Annotated in this window: 21 protein-coding genes; 11 read left to right on the top strand and 10 right to left on the bottom strand. The window is 62.8% G+C overall.

Annotated features, from left to right (window positions below):
• Window positions 1-6: 6 nt before the first annotated feature.
• The gene (locus tag NKI08_RS24040) at window positions 7-1,080 is read right to left on the bottom strand and encodes an alpha/beta hydrolase (RefSeq protein WP_352451120.1); all 1,074 of its coding nucleotides are present in this window, start codon (window positions 1,078-1,080) and stop codon (window positions 7-9) included.
• Window positions 1,081-1,184: 104 nt separating this feature from the next.
• Entirely contained in the window at window positions 1,185-2,579 is a 1,395-nt protein-coding gene (locus NKI08_RS24035) for a hypothetical protein (RefSeq protein ID WP_352772673.1), read from the bottom strand.
• A gap of 126 nt (window positions 2,580-2,705) precedes the next feature.
• Here NKI08_RS24035 and ilvA point away from each other — a divergent pair, with 126 nt between their 5' ends.
• Both ilvA and NKI08_RS24025 read left to right on the top strand, forming a co-directional pair.
• A complete protein-coding gene (gene ilvA / locus NKI08_RS24030; RefSeq protein ID WP_352772670.1) occupies window positions 2,706-3,962 on the top strand; it encodes a threonine ammonia-lyase IlvA in 1,257 nt (418 codons plus the stop codon).
• On the top strand, window positions 3,959-4,531 hold the full coding sequence (locus tag NKI08_RS24025) for a DUF1697 domain-containing protein (RefSeq protein ID WP_352772667.1): 573 nt from the start codon (window positions 3,959-3,961) through the stop codon (window positions 4,529-4,531). Before ilvA ends, NKI08_RS24025 begins: the two co-directional genes overlap by 4 nt.
• 8 nt (window positions 4,532-4,539) lie before the next feature.
• Here NKI08_RS24025 and NKI08_RS24020 read toward each other — a convergent pair whose 3' ends face one another.
• Window positions 4,540-4,833: a DUF2218 domain-containing protein gene (locus tag NKI08_RS24020; protein ID WP_352772664.1), complete on the bottom strand. Its 294-nt coding sequence runs from the start codon at window positions 4,831-4,833 to the stop codon at window positions 4,540-4,542.
• A gap of 78 nt (window positions 4,834-4,911) precedes the next feature.
• On the bottom strand, window positions 4,912-5,352 hold the full coding sequence (gene gloA / locus NKI08_RS24015; RefSeq protein WP_023674793.1) for a lactoylglutathione lyase: 441 nt from the start codon (window positions 5,350-5,352) through the stop codon (window positions 4,912-4,914).
• A gap of 215 nt (window positions 5,353-5,567) precedes the next feature.
• Between gloA and NKI08_RS24010 the strand changes: the two genes are divergently transcribed.
• The 4 genes from NKI08_RS24010 (at window position 5,568) to NKI08_RS23995 (ending at window position 8,043) form a co-directional block, all read left to right on the top strand.
• On the top strand, window positions 5,568-6,164 hold the full coding sequence (locus tag NKI08_RS24010) for a cold-shock protein (protein ID WP_502899021.1): 597 nt from the start codon (window positions 5,568-5,570) through the stop codon (window positions 6,162-6,164).
• A 19-nt stretch (window positions 6,165-6,183) separates the two neighbouring features.
• Window positions 6,184-6,747, top strand: a complete 564-nt coding sequence (locus NKI08_RS24005; RefSeq protein ID WP_352458459.1) for a DUF192 domain-containing protein — start codon at window positions 6,184-6,186, stop codon at window positions 6,745-6,747.
• 20 nt (window positions 6,748-6,767) lie between these two features.
• A complete protein-coding gene (locus tag NKI08_RS24000; protein ID WP_352472740.1) occupies window positions 6,768-7,535 on the top strand; it encodes an alpha/beta fold hydrolase in 768 nt (255 codons plus the stop codon).
• 136 nt (window positions 7,536-7,671) lie between these two features.
• A complete protein-coding gene (locus NKI08_RS23995; protein ID WP_352472741.1) occupies window positions 7,672-8,043 on the top strand; it encodes a hypothetical protein in 372 nt (123 codons plus the stop codon).
• 30 nt (window positions 8,044-8,073) lie between these two features.
• Here the strand turns inward: NKI08_RS23995 and NKI08_RS23990 are convergent, their stop codons facing one another.
• On the bottom strand, window positions 8,074-8,700 hold the full coding sequence (locus NKI08_RS23990; RefSeq protein WP_352772659.1) for an HD domain-containing protein: 627 nt from the start codon (window positions 8,698-8,700) through the stop codon (window positions 8,074-8,076).
• A 159-nt stretch (window positions 8,701-8,859) separates the two neighbouring features.
• On the opposite strand from NKI08_RS23990, the gene cysE reads away from it, so the two are divergent.
• Together cysE and NKI08_RS23980 are read left to right on the top strand one after the other, a co-directional pair.
• Window positions 8,860-9,708, top strand: coding sequence for a serine O-acetyltransferase (gene cysE / locus NKI08_RS23985; RefSeq protein WP_023717455.1), 849 nt, complete (start codon window positions 8,860-8,862; stop codon window positions 9,706-9,708).
• 165 nt (window positions 9,709-9,873) lie between these two features.
• Complete coding sequence (locus NKI08_RS23980; RefSeq protein WP_023674799.1) at window positions 9,874-10,077, top strand: DUF3126 family protein; 204 nt, start codon at window positions 9,874-9,876, stop codon at window positions 10,075-10,077.
• A gap of 263 nt (window positions 10,078-10,340) precedes the next feature.
• Here the strand turns inward: NKI08_RS23980 and NKI08_RS23975 are convergent, their stop codons facing one another.
• A complete protein-coding gene (locus tag NKI08_RS23975) occupies window positions 10,341-11,072 on the bottom strand; it encodes a hypothetical protein (protein ID WP_352501632.1) in 732 nt (243 codons plus the stop codon).
• A 119-nt stretch (window positions 11,073-11,191) separates the two neighbouring features.
• Here NKI08_RS23975 and NKI08_RS23970 point away from each other — a divergent pair, with 119 nt between their 5' ends.
• Together NKI08_RS23970 and NKI08_RS23965 are read left to right on the top strand one after the other, a co-directional pair.
• Window positions 11,192-11,536: a DUF6949 family protein gene (locus NKI08_RS23970; protein ID WP_352772656.1), complete on the top strand. Its 345-nt coding sequence runs from the start codon at window positions 11,192-11,194 to the stop codon at window positions 11,534-11,536.
• 18 nt (window positions 11,537-11,554) lie between these two features.
• Window positions 11,555-12,082, top strand: coding sequence for a gamma carbonic anhydrase family protein (locus NKI08_RS23965; protein ID WP_352772653.1), 528 nt, complete (start codon window positions 11,555-11,557; stop codon window positions 12,080-12,082).
• Window positions 12,083-12,139: 57 nt separating this feature from the next.
• Here NKI08_RS23965 and NKI08_RS23960 read toward each other — a convergent pair whose 3' ends face one another.
• Both NKI08_RS23960 and NKI08_RS23955 read right to left on the bottom strand, forming a co-directional pair.
• On the bottom strand, window positions 12,140-12,886 hold the full coding sequence (locus NKI08_RS23960) for an SDR family oxidoreductase (protein ID WP_352472745.1): 747 nt from the start codon (window positions 12,884-12,886) through the stop codon (window positions 12,140-12,142).
• A 30-nt stretch (window positions 12,887-12,916) separates the two neighbouring features.
• On the bottom strand, window positions 12,917-14,104 hold the full coding sequence (locus NKI08_RS23955; RefSeq protein ID WP_352683360.1) for an MFS transporter: 1,188 nt from the start codon (window positions 14,102-14,104) through the stop codon (window positions 12,917-12,919).
• A 96-nt stretch (window positions 14,105-14,200) separates the two neighbouring features.
• Here NKI08_RS23955 and NKI08_RS23950 point away from each other — a divergent pair, with 96 nt between their 5' ends.
• Entirely contained in the window at window positions 14,201-15,097 is an 897-nt protein-coding gene (locus NKI08_RS23950; RefSeq protein ID WP_352541384.1) for a LysR family transcriptional regulator, read from the top strand.
• Between the two features lie 721 nt (window positions 15,098-15,818).
• Here the strand turns inward: NKI08_RS23950 and NKI08_RS23945 are convergent.
• Both NKI08_RS23945 and NKI08_RS23940 read right to left on the bottom strand, forming a co-directional pair.
• Window positions 15,819-16,418, bottom strand: a complete 600-nt coding sequence (locus NKI08_RS23945) for a transglutaminase-like cysteine peptidase (RefSeq protein ID WP_198023528.1) — start codon at window positions 16,416-16,418, stop codon at window positions 15,819-15,821.
• A gap of 397 nt (window positions 16,419-16,815) precedes the next feature.
• A complete protein-coding gene (locus tag NKI08_RS23940) occupies window positions 16,816-17,433 on the bottom strand; it encodes a PilZ domain-containing protein (protein WP_352458466.1) in 618 nt (205 codons plus the stop codon).
• Window positions 17,434-17,636 lie beyond the last annotated feature (203 nt).

Raw genomic sequence — 17,636 nt, 5'->3', positions numbered from 1 at the left:
ATGCAGCTATTGTCCTACCGAGGCGATGCGGTCTGTCACTTCGCGGTCGCTGGCAAACCCGTCATCCTCGCGCAGCTTCTGGCCGATCAACTGCACCAATTCCGGATTATCGGCGAATTTGGTGTGGTTGAAGCGGTCGGTTCCCTTGACGCTGGAGAGATCGACGACCGACACGCCATAGCTGGCGAGGTCGGCGGCGTTCTTGTAGTCGCCAACGCGCGGCCGCGCACCGGCGATCAGGCCGGAGAGCCGCAGCGCCCGGTCGTCGTCGGAGAGCAGCAGGATGAACGGCTTGTCCGGCTTGCCGTAGCGGCGCATCTGGCTCTTGAACACGTCGACGTCGATGTCGGGCGAGGCCAGCACGACGTCGCCGAGCTTGCCGCCCAGATCACGGTCGCCGGTGATGGCGAGCTGGCGCAACGCCTCCATGGTAACCCAGGTCCCCAGCGAATGGGCGACGATGTCGATGCGCCGCGCGCCGGTCTGCGCCAGCATTCTCAGCGTCACTTCCAGCTGGTCGCGGGCAACGCTGGCGCTTTCTTTGTCGTAGACGTAGTCGGTGGTCTTGGCGCCCGACGCCCAGGAAAACAGCACCGGCGTGCCCGGATAGCCGGAATCATGGGTGATCTGGGTGACGCGGTAGACGGCGTCGTCGAAGCCGGTGTTGTAGCCGTGGACGAAGACCATGACACGGCCGCCGCGCGCCGCGATGTCGGCGCTGAGGGCGCTGGAGAATTTCGGCTGGGTGTCGTAGCCGACGACCTCGGAAGCCATGAAGTATTTGGCCGGATCGTCCGACTTGCCGCGTGAGCGCCGCTCGATCTGGCCTGTCTTGTGGATGCCGGGGACGGTGACGTTGACGCGGGCATAGTTCAGCGTCGCCGAACGCTCGCCGTCGAAGACCTTGTTGGGATCGTCGGAGCGCTTGCGCGTCGTGGCGATGAAGATCGAGTGATTGCCGGCGATTTCCGTCACCGGCACCGCCATCATGGCGCTGCCGAGCAGTTCCTCGGTTTGGCGGCCGCCGCAGCCGGCGAGCAGCGCGGCAAGGACAATGATGCAAATCGTCTTCAAGGGCACTTAAGCAATTCCACTCCGGCCTGACCAAAGGCCCATCCACCTCCGCCGCACCTCCCGGACAGGCGAAGTGCGGCAGAAGTAAGTCGCAGGCGCCCGAAATGCGCTCAGCGCCCCGCGACTGCCATCGCACTGTTGCGCGAAAGCCAGAACGGCGGCAGGAACGCCGGAATATTGGAAAAGGGCAGCACTTCCGGCTTCAGCCTTATGCCGAGCACGTCGGTCATGAAGGCGCGGCGCGCCTCGATGCGGCGCCAGGCCTCGGGAAAGCGCGCCGCGATCTCTTCGCGCAGCGCCTCGTCGGCCAGCGCGATGCCGTCCTCGATGTTTGTGGTGAAATAATCGGTGCCGGTCGCCGGGATGATGTCGACCTGCAAGGCCATGCCCGACTTCAATCTGATGTCGGAGCCGGAAAATACCGGCGAATGCATCCATTCGTCGATATGGATGAGATGGCCGGGGTTGAGCGCTACGCCGAAGAACCGATCGCCGATGCGCTCGTGCACAGCTTGCCACAACGCGCCGCCGGGAACGCCGATGCCGACCGTCTCGTACCAGTCGACGACGGCGCAGAAATAGGGCGCGACCAGCTTCTCGACATAGTCCTGGATGCCCCTCGGAAGCTCGGCCGCGTCCTCGACCAGAAAACCGGCGCGGGCATTGAGCGAGCCCTGGATGCCATAGGCCATGGTGATCGGGTCGCCGCGCTTGATGACGTCAAGACGCGGGCTCGGCAGGCCATAGGCCGCCCGCCCGCCGGCCGACAGCATCGGGTGGCAGCATTGCGGCAGGCCGTTGATGCCCATCAGCCGCGCCGCCTGCAATTCGGTCATGCCGGGTTCGATGCCTTGCAGGACATTGCGCAGGCCTTGCGAGGAATAGGTCGCGGCGAATTCGAACGCGGCCAGTTGGTCGGCCTCGTTGATGGCGCGCAGGCCGTCGGCAGGGTTCATCAAAAGGTTCGCCGCGTTGACGATCACGCCCCTATCGCCGGCAAGGCTGCGCAACGTGTCGGCGATGAAGGACGGCAGGTCGAGCGTCGTTTCGCCAAAACCCGCATCGCCGGGGCCGAACGGCTTCCAGCCGATGGCGCCGATGCGCTGGCCGGCTTTCAGGCCGCAACCGACGAGGATGTCGGCCAGCGCTTGCGAACGGTCGCGCGGCTGCGCCGGCAGCGAGAACGTCTGGTAGAGCACGCGCTCGTAAGGCCCGTCGCAGATCTCGGCATAGCCCCAGCCCTCATTGCCGACCAGCAGTTTCGGCGGCTTACCGGGAACGATGACCAGCAGCGTCTCCTCGAAGCGAGGATCGTAGCCGCAGAGGTAGGCGACATTGGCCGCATGTTCGCGGTCGCCATAGACGACGAAGGCATCGAACCCGCCGCGCGCGACCAGTGCCGCTATACGGGCCTCGTAGGTGGCGCGCGTAACCAGCGGCATCGCCGTCGGCTCGCCGAACTCCGGCAGCGACACGGTTTTCCGGGCCACCGATGCGACAGGCATGAACACACGCTCCTAACGGCCAACGAGGTTTTGGGAACACCCTTTCGGGTGGCCGGACAATGGCTTCGCGAGGCCGGATATGCAATAGCGGGACCGAATTCGCCTAGCCTGTGGGGTGCTCCAGCCATGACCAGTTTCTCTTCTCGCGTCGCTGCCGCCGCTGCCGCGATCCGCGAGATCTTTCCGGAGACGCCGCTGCAGGAAAACGACTATCTGTCGAAGAAGACCGGCGCGCGGGTGCTGCTGAAGCGCGAGGACCTGACGCCGGTGCGCTCCTACAAGATCCGGGGCGCCTTCAACTTCTTCCGCAAGACGCTCGCCGCCGGCAACGCTGCCGAGCTGTTTGTCTGCGCCTCGGCCGGCAATCATGCGCAGGGCTTTGCCTTCGTCTGCCGCCATTTCGGCAAGAAGGGCGTCGTCTTCATGCCGGTGACGACGCCGCAGCAGAAGATCGACAAGACGCGGCTGTTCGGCGGCGCGTTCGTCGAGATCAGGCTGGTCGGCGATTTCTTCGACGACTGCTACCGCGCGGCACTTGAATTCACCGAAACTGCCGGCGCCCACATGGTGCCGCCGTTCGACCACAAGGACATCATCGAAGGGCAGGCGACCGTCGCCTATGAGATATCAGGCCAGATGCCCGGCGCGCGCATGCCTGATATCGTCATGCTGCCGGTCGGCGGCGGCGGCCTGGCCGCCGGCGTCACCCATTATTTCGCCGACCAGCACCGCGAAACGCGCTTCGTCTTTTGCGAGCCGGCCGGCGCCCCGAGTTTGAGCGAGAGCCTCGCCGCCGGAAAGCGGATCAAGCTCGCCAAGGTCGACAATTTCGTCGACGGCGCAGCAGTGGCCGAGATCGGCCGCGAGCCGTTGCGCCACCTGAAGGAGTTTGCCGCCGACACCGTGCGGCTGATCCCGGAAAACCGGCTCTGCGCAACCATGATCGAAATGCTCAATGTCGAAGGCGTCGTGCTCGAGCCGGCCGGCGCGCTGGCGATCGATGCGCTCAAGGATTTTTCCAGGAAGGAAATCAGGGGCAAGACCATCGTCGCCGTGGTGTCGGGCGGCAATTTCGATTTCGAGCGGCTGCCGGATGTGAAGGAACGGGCGCTGCGCTTCGAGGGCTTGAAGAAATACTTCATCATCCGCTTTCCGCAACGGCCCGGCGCGCTGCGCGATTTCCTCGAATTGCTGGGTCCCGACGACGACATCGCCCGCTTCGAATATCTGAAGAAATCGGCGCGCAATTTCGGTTCGGTGCTGATCGGCATCGAAACCAAGGACCGCCGCAATTTCGACCTGCTCAAGGCAAATTTCGACGCCGAGAGCGTCCATTACCAGGACATCACAGACAACGAGACGCTCGCCGGGTTCATCATATGAGCAGCAACGATCTTCCGAGCGCTCCGGCGAACGTTTTTATCGCGCTGTTTTCCGGCATCAATGTCGGCGGCAACCGCATCGTCAAGATGGCGGAACTCAGGTCATTTTTGGAGCAGCTCGGCTTCTCCGATGTCGCCACCTATGTGCAGAGCGGCAACGCCGTGTTCCGGTCGCCAGATGGCGATGCGGCGACGCTGACCAAGCGGTTGGAAGCGGAATTCGAGAAGAAATGGGGGTTCCATTCACGCATCATGGTGCGCGATCTCGGCTGGCTCGAGCGGCTGGCGGCGGACAATCCCTATCCGGAAGTGGCCGGCGAACCGACCAAGCTGCATGCCTATGCGCTGGAGCGCCGGCCGACCGCCGAGGAGGTCGTCCGGCTGGCGGAAAAATGCACCGGGCCAGAACGCTTCGAGATCAAGGGCGACGTGCTCTACCTGCATGCGCCTGACGGGCTCGGCAAATCGGTGTTTGCCAATCTCATTCCGCGCGTTCTGAAGGTACCGGGCACGGCGCGCAATTGGCGCACCGTGCTGATGCTGCTGGACATGGCCAAGGCCGGCGGTTGACAGGTCGTCTACGCGGTCGGAGCGCGTTTCCAGTCGAATGCCAGCTCTTCACGGAAGGCGAAGCGCTTGATGTGCTCGGCGACGAGCGTTTCCAGGCGCTCGAGCGACCCGGCTTCATCGGTCGTCACTGCAATGTGCAGCGCAGCCGGGTCGGCATCGAGAACCGTGCGGCCGAGCGTCAGATCGATGGTGCCGTGGTTCGGGTCGAATTCGACGGGAAACTTGTGCGCCCAATGTTTGCACAGCTGCTGCAGATAGCGGCTGGCATGTTCGGTGGCGACGTCGACATGGCTGGCCGGCATGAATGAATTCTCCTTGGGAATGCGGACGCGAAAACCGAACCAGGGCCCGCCTGCGTCCGTTCAAGATGGCGTGATCGGTTACCAGCTGCCGGTGTTCGGCATCGACGCCCACGGCTCGGCCTTCGGCTTGGCCGGACCTTTCTGCAACAGCTCGATCGAGATGCCGTCCGGCGATTTGACGAACGCCATGTTGCCGTCGCGCGGCGGCCGGTTGATGGTAACGCCATTGTCCATCAGCCGCTGACAGGTGGCGTAGATGTCGTCGACCTCATAGGCGAGATGGCCGAAATTGCGGCCGCCCTTGTAGTCTTCCGGGTCCCAATTGTAGGTCAGCTCGACCAGCGGCGCTTTCTCGCTGATGCCGCTTTGCTCGTCTTCGGGGGCGGCGAGGAAGATCAGCGTGTAGCGGCCTTGCTCGTTTTCATGGCGGCGCACCTCCTTGAGGCCAAGCTTGTTGCAGTAGAAATCGAGCGAAGCATCGATGTCGGCGACGCGGACCATGGTGTGCAGATAGCGCATGATTTCCTCCTTATGTTGCGTTGCGGCGCAACATAGGGGCGGCCCGGCCAAAGGGCAATTGGCCACGCTTGCCGGCGCCGGCAAACGGCAAATCCGCTATTCCTGTACGGAACCGTGAAAAAAGGCACGTCAGGTCTTGCACACACCGGAAGCCGCGGTGTTAATCTGATACCAAGAATCAGTTGCGGTGTTTGTTGAAAAAAGGGGGCGTTCTTATGGGGGAAAAGGCCTCTTTCATGGGGCGGGACGGGGCCGGTAACGATGCGTTGAAGCGGGATGAGAGCGCCGATACGGCCGATCTCGTCGAAATCGCCGGCGCCATCAAATGGTTCGACGTGGCCAAGGGCTACGGTTTCATCCTTCCCGATGATGGTACTTCGGGCGACATCCTCCTCCATGTGACATGCCTTCGAAAGGACGGTTTTCAGACCGCCCTGGAAGGCGCCCGTGTCGTCTGCCTGGTCAAGCAGGGCGAGCGCGGGTTGCAGGCCTTCCGCGTGCTCTCGATGGATGTCACCACGGCGGTGCATCCGGCGGAGCTGCAGGAGCAGCGTACCCATGTCGCGGTGACGCCGGAAAGCGGCCTCGAACGGGCGCTGGTCAAATGGTTCAACCGCACCAAGGGGTTCGGCTTTCTGACCCGGGGCGAGGGCACCGAGGACATTTTCGTCCACATGGAGACGCTGCGCCGCTACGGCATCACCGAACTCCGGCCGGGCCAGGTGGTGCTGGTCCGCTTCGGACGCGGCGACAAAGGCCTTATGGCTGCCGAAATTCACCCCGATATGGGTACCTTGCCGGTCTCGCATTAGTTCCGGCCGAGGATTTCATATGGCTCACAGCAACCGGCTGACGGCGGGCGCGCTCTGCGCCGGGATTTTCCTCATCGTCGCCGCAAGTGCGTTCTTCTATTTTCAGCAACCGAGTTCCGCCGACGGCAAGGCGATGATCCTTCCCGTCGACCCGGCGCCGCTGGTCGCGGTGACGAAGGCCGGCGAGCGTTCTTTTTCCGTGGAAATCGCCGACACGCCCGCCGAGCGCGAAGCCGGGCTGATGTTCCGCCGGCACATGGCCGACAATCACGGCATGCTGTTCGTGTTCGGCGCGCCGCAGGATGTGAGTTTCTGGATGAAGAACACGCCGATGCCGCTCGACCTGATCTTCGTCGGACAGGACGGCCGGATCCGGGCGATCGAGCAAGGCGAGCCGCAGTCGGAGGCGATCATCTCGCCGGACGAACCGGTGCGCTTCGTGCTCGAGCTCAAGGCGGGCACGGCCGCCAAAAAGGGCATTAAGGACGGCGACCTGCTGCGCCATCCGGCCATCGGCACGGCGCCGGGGCCGGCCATGCCGCCGCCCGACAAGGGCGATGCGCCGAGTGTCGATTCCGACTGAGCGGGCAGGATCTTCAGCCGATGCAGTTCTTCTCACATGACGGTTTCGACCTTGCTTTCCTTGACCGCCAGCCGGCATCGGGGCAGGGCGATCCGGTGCTGATGATCCACGGCTTTGCCTCGAGCCATTACGTCAACTGGGTGTCACCCGGCTGGTTCAAGACGCTGAACGACGCCGGCTATCGTGCGATCGCCTTCGATAATCGCGGCCATGGCTCGTCGTCGAAGAGCTATGACGAAGCTGACTACACGCCGGCAAAAATGGCGTCGGACGCGGCAGCGCTTTTGAACCATCTCGGCATCGAACGCGCTCATGTCATGGGTTATTCGATGGGCGCGCGCATATCGGCCTTCCTGGCGCTCTCCGACCCGGATAAGGTGGCGACGCTGGTCTTCGGCGGTCTCGGCATCGGCATGGTCGACGGCGTCGGCGATTGGGATCCGATAGCCAACGCCCTTCTGGCCGACGATCCGTCAGGCACCAGCGATCCGCGCGGCCGCTCGTTCCGCGCCTTCGCCGATCAGACCCGCAGCGATCGCCGCGCGCTCGCCGCCTGCATCGCCACCTCGCGCGAATTGCTGAGCGAGGCCGACATTGCCCGCATTGCCCAGCCGACCTTGATTGCGGTGGGAACCAAGGACGACATCGGCGGCTCGCCGGATGAACTCGCCGCCCTGATGCCGAACGCCAGGGCTTTTCACATCGAAGGCCGCGACCATATGCTGGCGGTCGGCGACAAGACCTTCAAGCAGCGCGTGCTGGAGTTTTATGCCGAGCATCGGTTTTGATGGATGGCTGCCCAAAAGCGGCCATTGGGCCTGAAGCTGGGGTTCTTAGCGGTTTTGCAACGATACGGGAGTAACTAAGCGTGACGCGTGGATCGGTTCAAACCCGCCACGCGCTGAACGAGGGGCAGGGGGTACGATGGCACAATGGGGAAGAAGCGACGCCGCTTTGCTGGGCGTCGTTGCGAAAAGCAGGTTCGGCGAATGGTCCGTTGTTCTAGCGCTGGCTGCATTGGTGGCAGGCGCGATGGCGATCACCGCGTTGATGGCAATGCCGAGCGACGCGTCCGTGCTTATCCAGCACAGTGTGACAGGCTTCTTCATGGCGGTATTTTTCCTGGTCGGGCCATTGGCGCATCTTACCGGCGCGGTCTTCGGGCTGATGGCGCTGGGTCGTCCAAACGACAATCGTTTGCTCGGCCTGGCTGGCATCGTGGTCAACGGCGCGTCGCTTGCCGCCGGGGTGTTTATGCTGTGGGCCATGGCATCGACCATAGGCGCGTTTACGTGATTTCGGGCAAATCTTCCGGACGCAAGTGGCCTACGCGTCGGGCTGCGATCGGCGCGGGCTGTGCCCCAGCGCCCTGAGCGAGCGCGCCATGTTATGCCGGGCCTGGGTTTCGAAGCGCCGGCGGAATTCCTCGCTGTGGAAGATATGCGGCCGCGCGAGGAAGCCCTCTAGCACTGCGGCACGGCCGGCCCGCCACATCGGCTCATCGACCCACTTATATTCGCGGCGAACCGCCTGCTCGTAGGCGTCGAACACGTCGGGCGCAGCACCCAGGATCGCCAGGTCTATGTCGAGGAACAGCGCCGCGTCGCGAACCGAATGCTGGTCGCCAAGGGGCGGCAATTCGTGGCCGGCGGTGGCAGTGATCATCGCCGCGATGTGGCCGAGGCGTTGTGCATCGGCGCGACCGGCGAGCTTTTCCTCGGCAAGTGCGGCACTCCTCGCCTCATTGTCCTTGGCGCGGCTGTCGTAGATCGCGTCGTGAAACCAGATCGCTGCCTCGACTGCTTCAGGATCATGCAACAACGCCGTGTAATCATTGGCCAGCGCCAGCATCGCCTCGATGTGGCCAAGGTCGTGGTAGTGGCGATCTTCGGCCTCATAGAGCGCGGAAAGCTCGCGCTTCAGGGTCTCGTCCATCAAGGTTGCGTTTTCCATGGCTGCTTGAAATTCCGCCAACCAAATCCATTTCACCAAGCACTAAGGAAAATTGAGTTCACCCGTGCTATGATCTGGCTTATAGGTGCGGCCGGAGAATAGGCAAGCCGCCAACCGAGACATTGGATGGCCGAGACATTGGATGGCCGGAGACATCAGATGAACAGCGTTACGATTTCCCGTCCCACCAGGGTGCAGCCGGTAGATCCGATCTGGCGTTCGATCCGCGACGAAGCGATGGAAGCGGTCAACCGCGATCCGCTGCTGGCGGCGTTCCTCTATTCGACCATCCTCAATCAGGAAAACCTGGAAGAAGCGGTCATTCACCGGCTGGCCGAGCGCCTCGCCCACCAGGACATCGGCTCCGACCTCATCCGCCAGACGTTCAAGGCGATGGCGGCCGACGACAAGGACTGGTCGACGACGGTGCGCGTCGATATCCAGGCCTATTACGACCGTGATCCGGCATGCGACCGCTTCATCATGCCGGTGCTCTACTTCAAGGGTTTTCACGCCATCCAGACGCACCGGCTGGCGCATTGGCTGTGGAACCAGGGCCGTCAGGACTTCGCGCTGTATTTGCAGAGCCGGTCGTCCTCGGTGTTCCAGACCGACATCAATCCGGCTGCCCGCATCGGCAAGGGCATCTTCCTCGACCACGCCACCGGCCTCGTCGTCGGCCAGACGGCGGTGATCGAGGACGACGTGTCAATCCTGCACGGCGTGACGCTGGGCGGCACCGGCAAAGCCGGCGGCGACCGCCATCCCAAGATCCGCTACGGCGTGCTGATCGGCGCCGGCGCCAAGATCCTCGGCAACATCGAGATCGGCCATTGCTCGAAGATCGCGGCCGGCTCGGTGGTGCTGTCGCCGGTACCGCACAACAAGACGGTTGCCGGCGTGCCGGCCCGCGTCGTCGGCGAGACCGGCTGCGACCAGCCTTCGCGGCAGATGGACCAGCTGTTGCCATCGCAGACGATGGACCACGTCGTCAGCTTCGACATCTGAGTGCTCGGGCAGGGGCTTGTCACGTCGAACCAACTATCGATGTCGGCGCCGCAGCGCAAACCTGAGGCGATTGCCCGTGTTCTCTCGCCGGCTTGCCTTTACATGGCCATTGTCGACGTGCCAGAAGCGCGCTCAAACGAAGAAGCCGACGATCGGAGAAGACTGTTGAAGCCGGACGAAATCAGAAAGCTGGACGCCTATTTCAAGCGCACCTTCCAGAACCCTAAACTCGAAGTGAAGGCGCGGCCGCGCAAGGAAGATTCGGCCGAGGTCTATGTCGGCGACGAGTTCCTCGGCATCGTCTTCAAGGACGAGGACGATGGGGACTATAATTTCTCGATGGCGATCCTCGACATCGATCTGGCCTGAGCTGGGAGTTTAGCTGGCCGCTACGCCTCAAGTGCTGCGGCGATACGGAACCTTGCAGGACGCCGGTGGGACAGCGCCCCCCTCTGGCCTGCCGGCCATCTCCCCCACGAAGGGGGATTGGCTGCCTCGGCGCTGCACTCTTCCTGCAACATTGGAGATTGGCGAAAGCCAAGATGACGGCCGATCTCCCCCCTCGTGGGGGAGATGTCCGGTAGGACAGAGAGGGGCGCGAAGGATCGCTACGGAACGGCTCGTTTCGTTGCTTATCGCCCGGTCTTCTGCACACGTGCCGCCTCGCCCGAAATCGCCGCGTCGAGCCCCTGCCAGTCGCCCAGGAATTCCCGGGGGAAGCGGTAGGTGAGGCTGAGATTGTCGCCGACCAGGATGTCGCGTTCGCAGGGCGCCAGCGATTCGTCCGCGCTCGGGCCGCTCAGGCAGCGTGCGACGAACGGATCCTCGCCGGGGCGATCGGCGACCGCCAGCACTTCGTTGAGATAGCCTGATTTTTCGCTGAAGGCGTAAAGCGTGGTGCCGCCAGGGCCGGGCGTACCCGGCTTGGCGATCAGCGCGCTGTAGATCGGCGCGAAGCGGCCGCTCATGTCGCGCGACATCATCTGCGGCTCGAACGACAGGAAGACGATGTCCTTGCTGGGTCCGGTGTGGTTGAAGTCGTTGCGGGCAGCCTCGCTGTAGCCGTCCATCTCGGGATAGCGCAGATAGAGGTCGAGTCGCGAGGCGATGCCGTCGCGCCGGGCCTGGGCAAAGCGGATGACATTGGCCGGCACGGCGATGACGTTGTTGCCGATGACGACCCTGTGGACCGTGGTGTCGTCGGTGTACCCGGCCATGGCGATCGAGCGGCCGAACCATTTGCCCCCGAGGCTGATCGCCACCGAAAGCAGCGCCAGCGTCGCGAATGCATAAAACACCCGCCTCATCAGCGTCGAATCGACGACGCTGAGTTGCGGGCCCTCAGTGGCGGCTGCCTGCTTCATCGCGACCCTCGTTTGCCGTCCCATCGGGTGTACCTGAACGGCACATCTCGGCGCGGCACGGCTCTTGCTTCGCAGCTTTGCGGGCGACTGTGCGATTTCATGGTAAACGGAGGGTAAAGATGGGCCCGGTCGAACAAATCATATTCAGTTTTATGGCTGGGCTGACGGCTTGCGGCCTGACCGGATCGGCGATGGAGCTGATCGCCGGCCGCAGGCTTGCCTTCGTCCAGCCCTATGTATCGTCGAAGCACATGCTGCGCTCACTCGCCGCGACGGCTTGCGCCGGGCCGCTGATGTTCGCCAACGAGGCGCTGGACGCCTGGCGCGAGCGTCGCATCTCGGTGCTGGGGCTGATCTCCTGCGGCTGTACGGCGACCATCTGGGCGCTGGCGCTGGGGATGGTGGTGATCGCCATTGCGTCCTGGGCGGCTTCGCTTCTAGGGTCTGGCAGCTTGTCGGTGTGAGACGATCTGGAGACAGCAATGCCGATCTACGCGATTGACGGAAAAGCGCCCGCCTTCGAGGACGCCGACAGCAACTGGATCGCGCCCGATGCCACCCTGATCGGCAATATCAGGATCGGCCGCAATGCCGGCTTCTGGTTCGGCGTCGTCGTCCGCGGCGACGACGAGCCGATCGTCGTCGGCGCCGACACAAACGTGCAGGAGCACACAATCATGCACACCGACGCCGGCTTTCCGCTGACCGTCGGCCAAGGCTGCACGATCGGCCACCGTGCCTTGCTGCACGGATGCACGATCGGCGACAACAGCCTGATCGGCATGGGCGCCATCGTGCTGAATGGGGCGAAGATCGGCAACAACTCGCTGGTCGGTGCCGGCGCGCTGGTCACCGAAGGCAAGCAATTTCCCGACAATTCGCTGATCGTCGGCTCGCCCGCGCGCGTCGTCAGGATGCTCGACGAGGCCGCAGTCGCCAGGCTGCGCGCCTCGGCCGCGCATTATGTGGCAAACGGCAGGCGGTTTAGGGCGGGGCTGAGGAAGGTCTAGCCGACCCGGAAATGGCGGAGCCGGGCCTCAAGATATCGAAGCATAACCCCTTCCAAGTCAAACCGGCTGGGCGGTCGGCCGGAACAAGATCTCGTTGATATCGACGTCGTCGGGCTCGTTGATCGCGAAGGCGACCGTTCGGGCAAACGTATCTGGCCCCACGGCGATCTTGCTCACGAAGTCCCTGGTCCCCTGCTGGATATCCTTCTCGCTGATATGCTCGAGCAACTCTGTGCTGACAGCGCCCGGCGAGATCACCGTGGTACGGATATTGTAGGGTTTCACTTCTTTCCGCAGACCCTCGGATAGCGCACGCACCGCGAACTTGGTGGCGCAATAGACCGCCGCACCCGGGTCGACCACATGGCCGTATACGGACGAGACATTGATAATGTGCCCCGATCGCTGCTCCTTCATGTACGGAAGCGCGGCCGCGATGCCGTAAAGGACGCCCTTGATGTTGACGTCGATCATCCGGTCCCATTCGTCGACCTTGAGCCGTTCGAGCGGGGCCAACGGCATGAGGCCCGCATTGTTGAGCATCACGTCGATGCGGCCGAATTCCCGGACCGCCGTGTTCACCAGGTTCTGGACCTGGCCGGCATCGGTGACGTCCGTAGTAACGGCCTTGGCTTTGTGCCCAGCGCCGGTCAGTTCTTGGACAAGGGCGTCGATGCGGTGTGACCGGCGTGCACCCAGGACCACGGAAGCGCCTCGTGCGGCAAGATGGCGTGCCGTCGCTTCACCGAGGCCGCTGCTGGCACCGGTGATGACGACGACCTTGTTCTCGATTCCTTCGGACATGAGATTCTCCTTGACAAGAATTGAAAGAGTTCAGGTGCGGGGGCCGGCCGAGGCGGCGAGCAAGGCCGATCCCGTGAGCAGGACGGCGGCGAGAAGGAAGGCGCTCCACCAGCCGGCCACGTCGAACAGCAGGCCTCCTGCAATAGCGCCGCCTGCGATCGCGAACTGGATCAGGGCGACCTGGAGTCCGCCCCCGGCCTCCAGGTCTTCAGGGATGAGCGTGCTCATCCAGGTGTTCCACGCCACCGGGATCGGGGTAGCGAACAGTCCCCAAAGAACCAGCAGGCCGGCCGTGGCGCGTGCAAACGGTCCAAAGGCAATCAGCAGTAGAGCGAAGACCGCGAGTGCACTCGGCAGCCCGATCAGCACGGCTGTGAGGTGCCGCCGGAGTATGAAGCCGACAATCGACAGTCCCGCCACGCCACCGAGGCCGACGCCCAATAGAGCCAGTGAGAGGGTGTTGACCTCAAGGCCCGTCACGTTTTCCAGAAACGGCCGCAGATAGATCGAGAGCGCGTTCTGCCCGATGAAAGCGAGCCCCGTCGCGCCCATGCCGATGGCGAATCTGCGATTCCGCAGCAGGCCGAACATGCTCGACACCGAGGCGATCTCTATCGGCGGCATCTTCGGGAGAACGGCCAACTGCCACACGAGCGCCGCAAGGCCGATGGGGACAGTGACGAAAAACGTTCCCCGCCATCCGATCAGCGATCCGAGGAAGCTGCCGACGGGCGCGGCGATCACCAATGCGAAGGCAGTGCCACCCTGGAGCAAGGCAATGGCCTTGGGCAGATCGGGTCCCGCGGCCAGGCGGGCCAGAATGGCCGTCGACAGTGACCAGAAACCGCCGATCGCGATGCCCACCAGCGCCCGCCCGGCCAGGAAGACCAGGAAGTTGGGAGCAAGCGCCACCGCCAGGCTCGATGCGGCCAGCACTGCCGTATAGACCAGAACCACCGTCCGTCGATCGACGTTTCGCAACAGCGAGTTGCCGAAGAGGCTGGTAACCACGGCGAAGAATCCGGATACCGCGATTGCCTGGCCTGCCTGACCCTCGGAGACGGCCAGATCCTGAGCGATCGGGGTGAGCAGGCTCACCGGGAGGAACTCCAGTCCGACCAGAAGGAAGGTCAGCAGCGACAGGCAGACCACCGCAGACCATGGGGTCGTCCCGCTGTCAGCAGCAGTGGCCTCGTCCAGCACGAAATCGATGGTCATAAGGCAGTCTCCTGTCCGTTCCCGAACTAAGTAGTCGGGCTGGCCAAATGCGACTAGCGGGTATAATTTTGATCTGGTTGTGAATGAGGCTCATCAATGCCACGCGACGAGTTCGCCGAAATGCGCGCGTTCCTTGAGATCACCCGGACGCGGAGCTTCACCCGAGCAGCCGCCAAGCTCGGGGTCACTCCTTCGGCCCTTAGCCACACCATCAAGTCGCTGGAGTCGCGGCTTGGCGTCCGTCTTCTGTCTCGCACCACGCGCGACGTGGCCCCGACGGCGGCCGGTCAACGCCTCAAGGAAGGCATCGAACCGCATTTCGAAGGCATCGCGGCTGAGGTCAGCGCTCTCGGCGTCCTTCGCGACAGGCCGTCCGGCAACATTCGCCTGGTGTGCACCGACGATTCGGTCGACATTGTCTTCCGCGCCCGGCTGCCAAAGTTCCTGAGCGACTTCCCCGATATCAATGTCGAGTTGGTGGTCGACAACGCCTTCACCAACATCGTCGAGCGCCAGTTCGATGCCGGCGTGCGTCTGGGCGAGTCCATTGCCCGGGATATGGTAGCCGTGCGCATCGGAGCCGACGTGACCTACACTGTGGTCGGCTCACCCCATTACTTCGCCCACCGGACACCGCCGGAGACGCCGCAGGAGCTGACCGACCATAACTGCATCAACTACCGGCTGCCGACGTCAGGATCGGTCTATGCCTGGGAATTGCGGGAAGGAGCGCGCGAGTTCAATGCTAGGGTCGAGGGACAACTGACGCTTAACAACATGGGGCCGGCGATCCAGGCCGCGCTTGACGGAGTGGGCTTGGCCTATCTGCCGCGCGAACTCGTCCTTCCACACATTGAGAGTGGCCTTCTCCAGGAAGTCCTGACCAAATGGTGCCCAACGTTCCAGGGTTACCACCTGTACTATCCAAGCCGGCGCCATCCCTCTCCGGCGTTTTCCGCCTTTGTCGACGCGTTCCGTATCAGGGGCAAGTAACAGCGTTTCGACGGCAAACGGCAGCTCGTATCCCACAAACGATCGTGAGACAGCTTGGATGACGAAGCGCAGTTGGAGGCAAAGCCGAGATAACTGTAACCGGCGCTTCTCATCGACTAAACTTGGCAGCCAAAGCCACCAGAAAAAAGAGAGTTAAGACAGCGATTGCCGCTCCCACCCGTAGCTCGCTGATACCGAACATATGCCGCATAAGTTCGGCGGTGACAGCAAAAAGGCAAAGTGTAAGTAAAGCAACTGCGAAGGCGATCGCGCGAACCAGCCGCCGGAAAATCAGAAGATCTGAGCTTCGCAGAACGAGTCCAGTTTTTGACCGAATGGAGCCTGTTCTCCACGCAGACACGAGTTCACGAACGCAGTAGAATGTGGCCGAGGAGAGAACCACAAAAAGGATACTGCTTCCCACTGTGTCGCTTAGGATCGCGGTCTCTGATGTCACTGGCATCATGGGAACTGCTTGGCTCTAGAGTTTCGTGGAAGATAGCCGCTGTCTGTCCGGATGTCCGAAACGCTCCCCAAAAATGGTGGAGCCGGCCCGGGGACGGGGCCGGCTCCTTAAACCCGGTCGTTGGGGACGGGGAGGGTGGGGACTCGACCGGGTTTCTCCTAAAGCGCGAAGTCATGCGACGCACTTAACCTCTGTTTTATGCATGTCGTTATCCCAAAACCGCTACGCGCTTTTGCGCGACATGCCTTGGCGTCCTCAGCGGACGCTGGCGACCGCGTCGGAGCGGCCGTCGTTGATCGTCACCCAGGCGCCGGAATTCCGCTCGGACTGGCGCTTCAGGTAGGTGTAGCCGGTATTGGTCCAGGACAGCACCTTGGGCTGGAGATTGTCGAGGATGAACTCGCCAAGGCTGGTGCGCACGGTCAGCACCGCATGGCCGTCGCCATTGCGCTGGCGCACCACCGTCATCAGCAGATCGCCGGCCGGCACGCCGATGCTCATCAGCTCGCGGCGCTTTTCCAGCGCATAGTCCTCGCAGTCGCCGAAGCCGCTATTGGGAAAGGACCAGACTTCCTCCTTGCCCCACATTTCCATGTCGGTGCGCGGCGCGACCCTGCTGTTGACCGAATTGTTGACCTTGACGATCGTTGCCCACAGCTTGCGGGTCAGCTCGACGGGTGCCCGGCCAGGCGTCCTCTGATTGCATTCCTGCGGAAGCTGCTGGCACAATTCGTAGTGTCCGACCGGCTGCGTGGTGCGGCCGCCGGTATGCATGAAGGCCGGCTCCGCCGCGTTTACAGTCCCCCAACCGAAAAGCTGCATCGCTATTGCCGCCAGCAACAGCTTGCCCCTCATCCTGTTCATTATTCAGTCTCCCCGTTTGAGGAGACAATGACACGGCTGGATTTATTTGACGCAAAAGCGCGAAGTAGACATTAAGTAAAACGCCAATAGAATATGTGTAAAATTTGATGCAATTGAGTATAGAATTGTTAGGGTGCCCTTTGGGTGCATCCGCGACAGCGGGACAGCGCCCCTCTCTGTCCTGCCGGACATCTCCCCCACAAGCGGGGAGATTGGCAGTTCCGGCGTCCCGCTCATTCCTGCGACGCTTGAGATTGGTGAAAGCCGTTTTGAAAGCCGATCTCCCCCCTCGTGGGGGAGATGCCAAGTGGTGGCAAAGAGGGCAAGACAGAGGGGGGCGCGAAGGATCGCCAGCCTCTCTCTTCCCTATAGTGCTGACGCTTCCGCGTCAGCCGCGCGACGAGCTGAATTCGGTATCGAGCGTTTCCGGCCGCTGGATGACGGCGAACTCGATGGCGACGCCATCTTCGAAATGCCGCACTATCTGGCCGCGCATGGTGCCCAGCGTCACCTGGACGCCGATGGCCGGCTTGACGTCGATCTCGATCGCCGCGCCCGACAGCGACAGGTCGATGATGCGGCACTGGTACTGGCGTCCGTCGGCAAGCTGCAGCACGCTCGTCGGGTTGCGCGGTGCGACGCGTTCATGGCGGCGGTCTTCCGGCAGGTCGAGCTCGTGCTTGTTGGCAAGCCAGGTCAGTTGCGCGGCAAGCTTGTCCCTCTTGCGCTCCGACGCGATGACGGTCATCGCAAAGCCATCCTGCAAAGTGCGGGTGATGACGCCTTCGATGCGGCCGATGTGATCGATATAGGCAATGACCTTTTCGCCAGCCAGGCCGGCGCGCTCGGTGCGCAGCGCGACGTTGCCGGGCGACATGTCGACCACCTGGCAGGGATGTTCGGTGCGGTCTTCCAGCATGAAACGTCCGTAAATTTTCACGCGGACGCGCTGAAAGTTACGCCTTTCAGCTTGGGACGGCGCATGGTCGACCGCCGCTGACCTCATCACTGCCATACCCCGTTCGGCATTCCGCGCATGGATGCGGGGAATTTCAGCGGAAAACTACAACAAAGCAGGTTAACAAAGGGGAAAGCCCGGCGCCATTGCTTTAGATCCCATGAGGAGTGAACGGCGGCCGGCGCTCTGTCAGGGTGAGGCTGCATCGAACCACTCACTCAACAGGAGATCGCCGTGGAGAATGTGTCTGC

The organism is Mesorhizobium sp. M0768, assembly GCF_040320195.1.
Lineage (GTDB): Bacteria > Pseudomonadota > Alphaproteobacteria > Rhizobiales > Rhizobiaceae > Mesorhizobium.
This window is presented reverse-complemented; position numbering and strand designations above follow the sequence as displayed.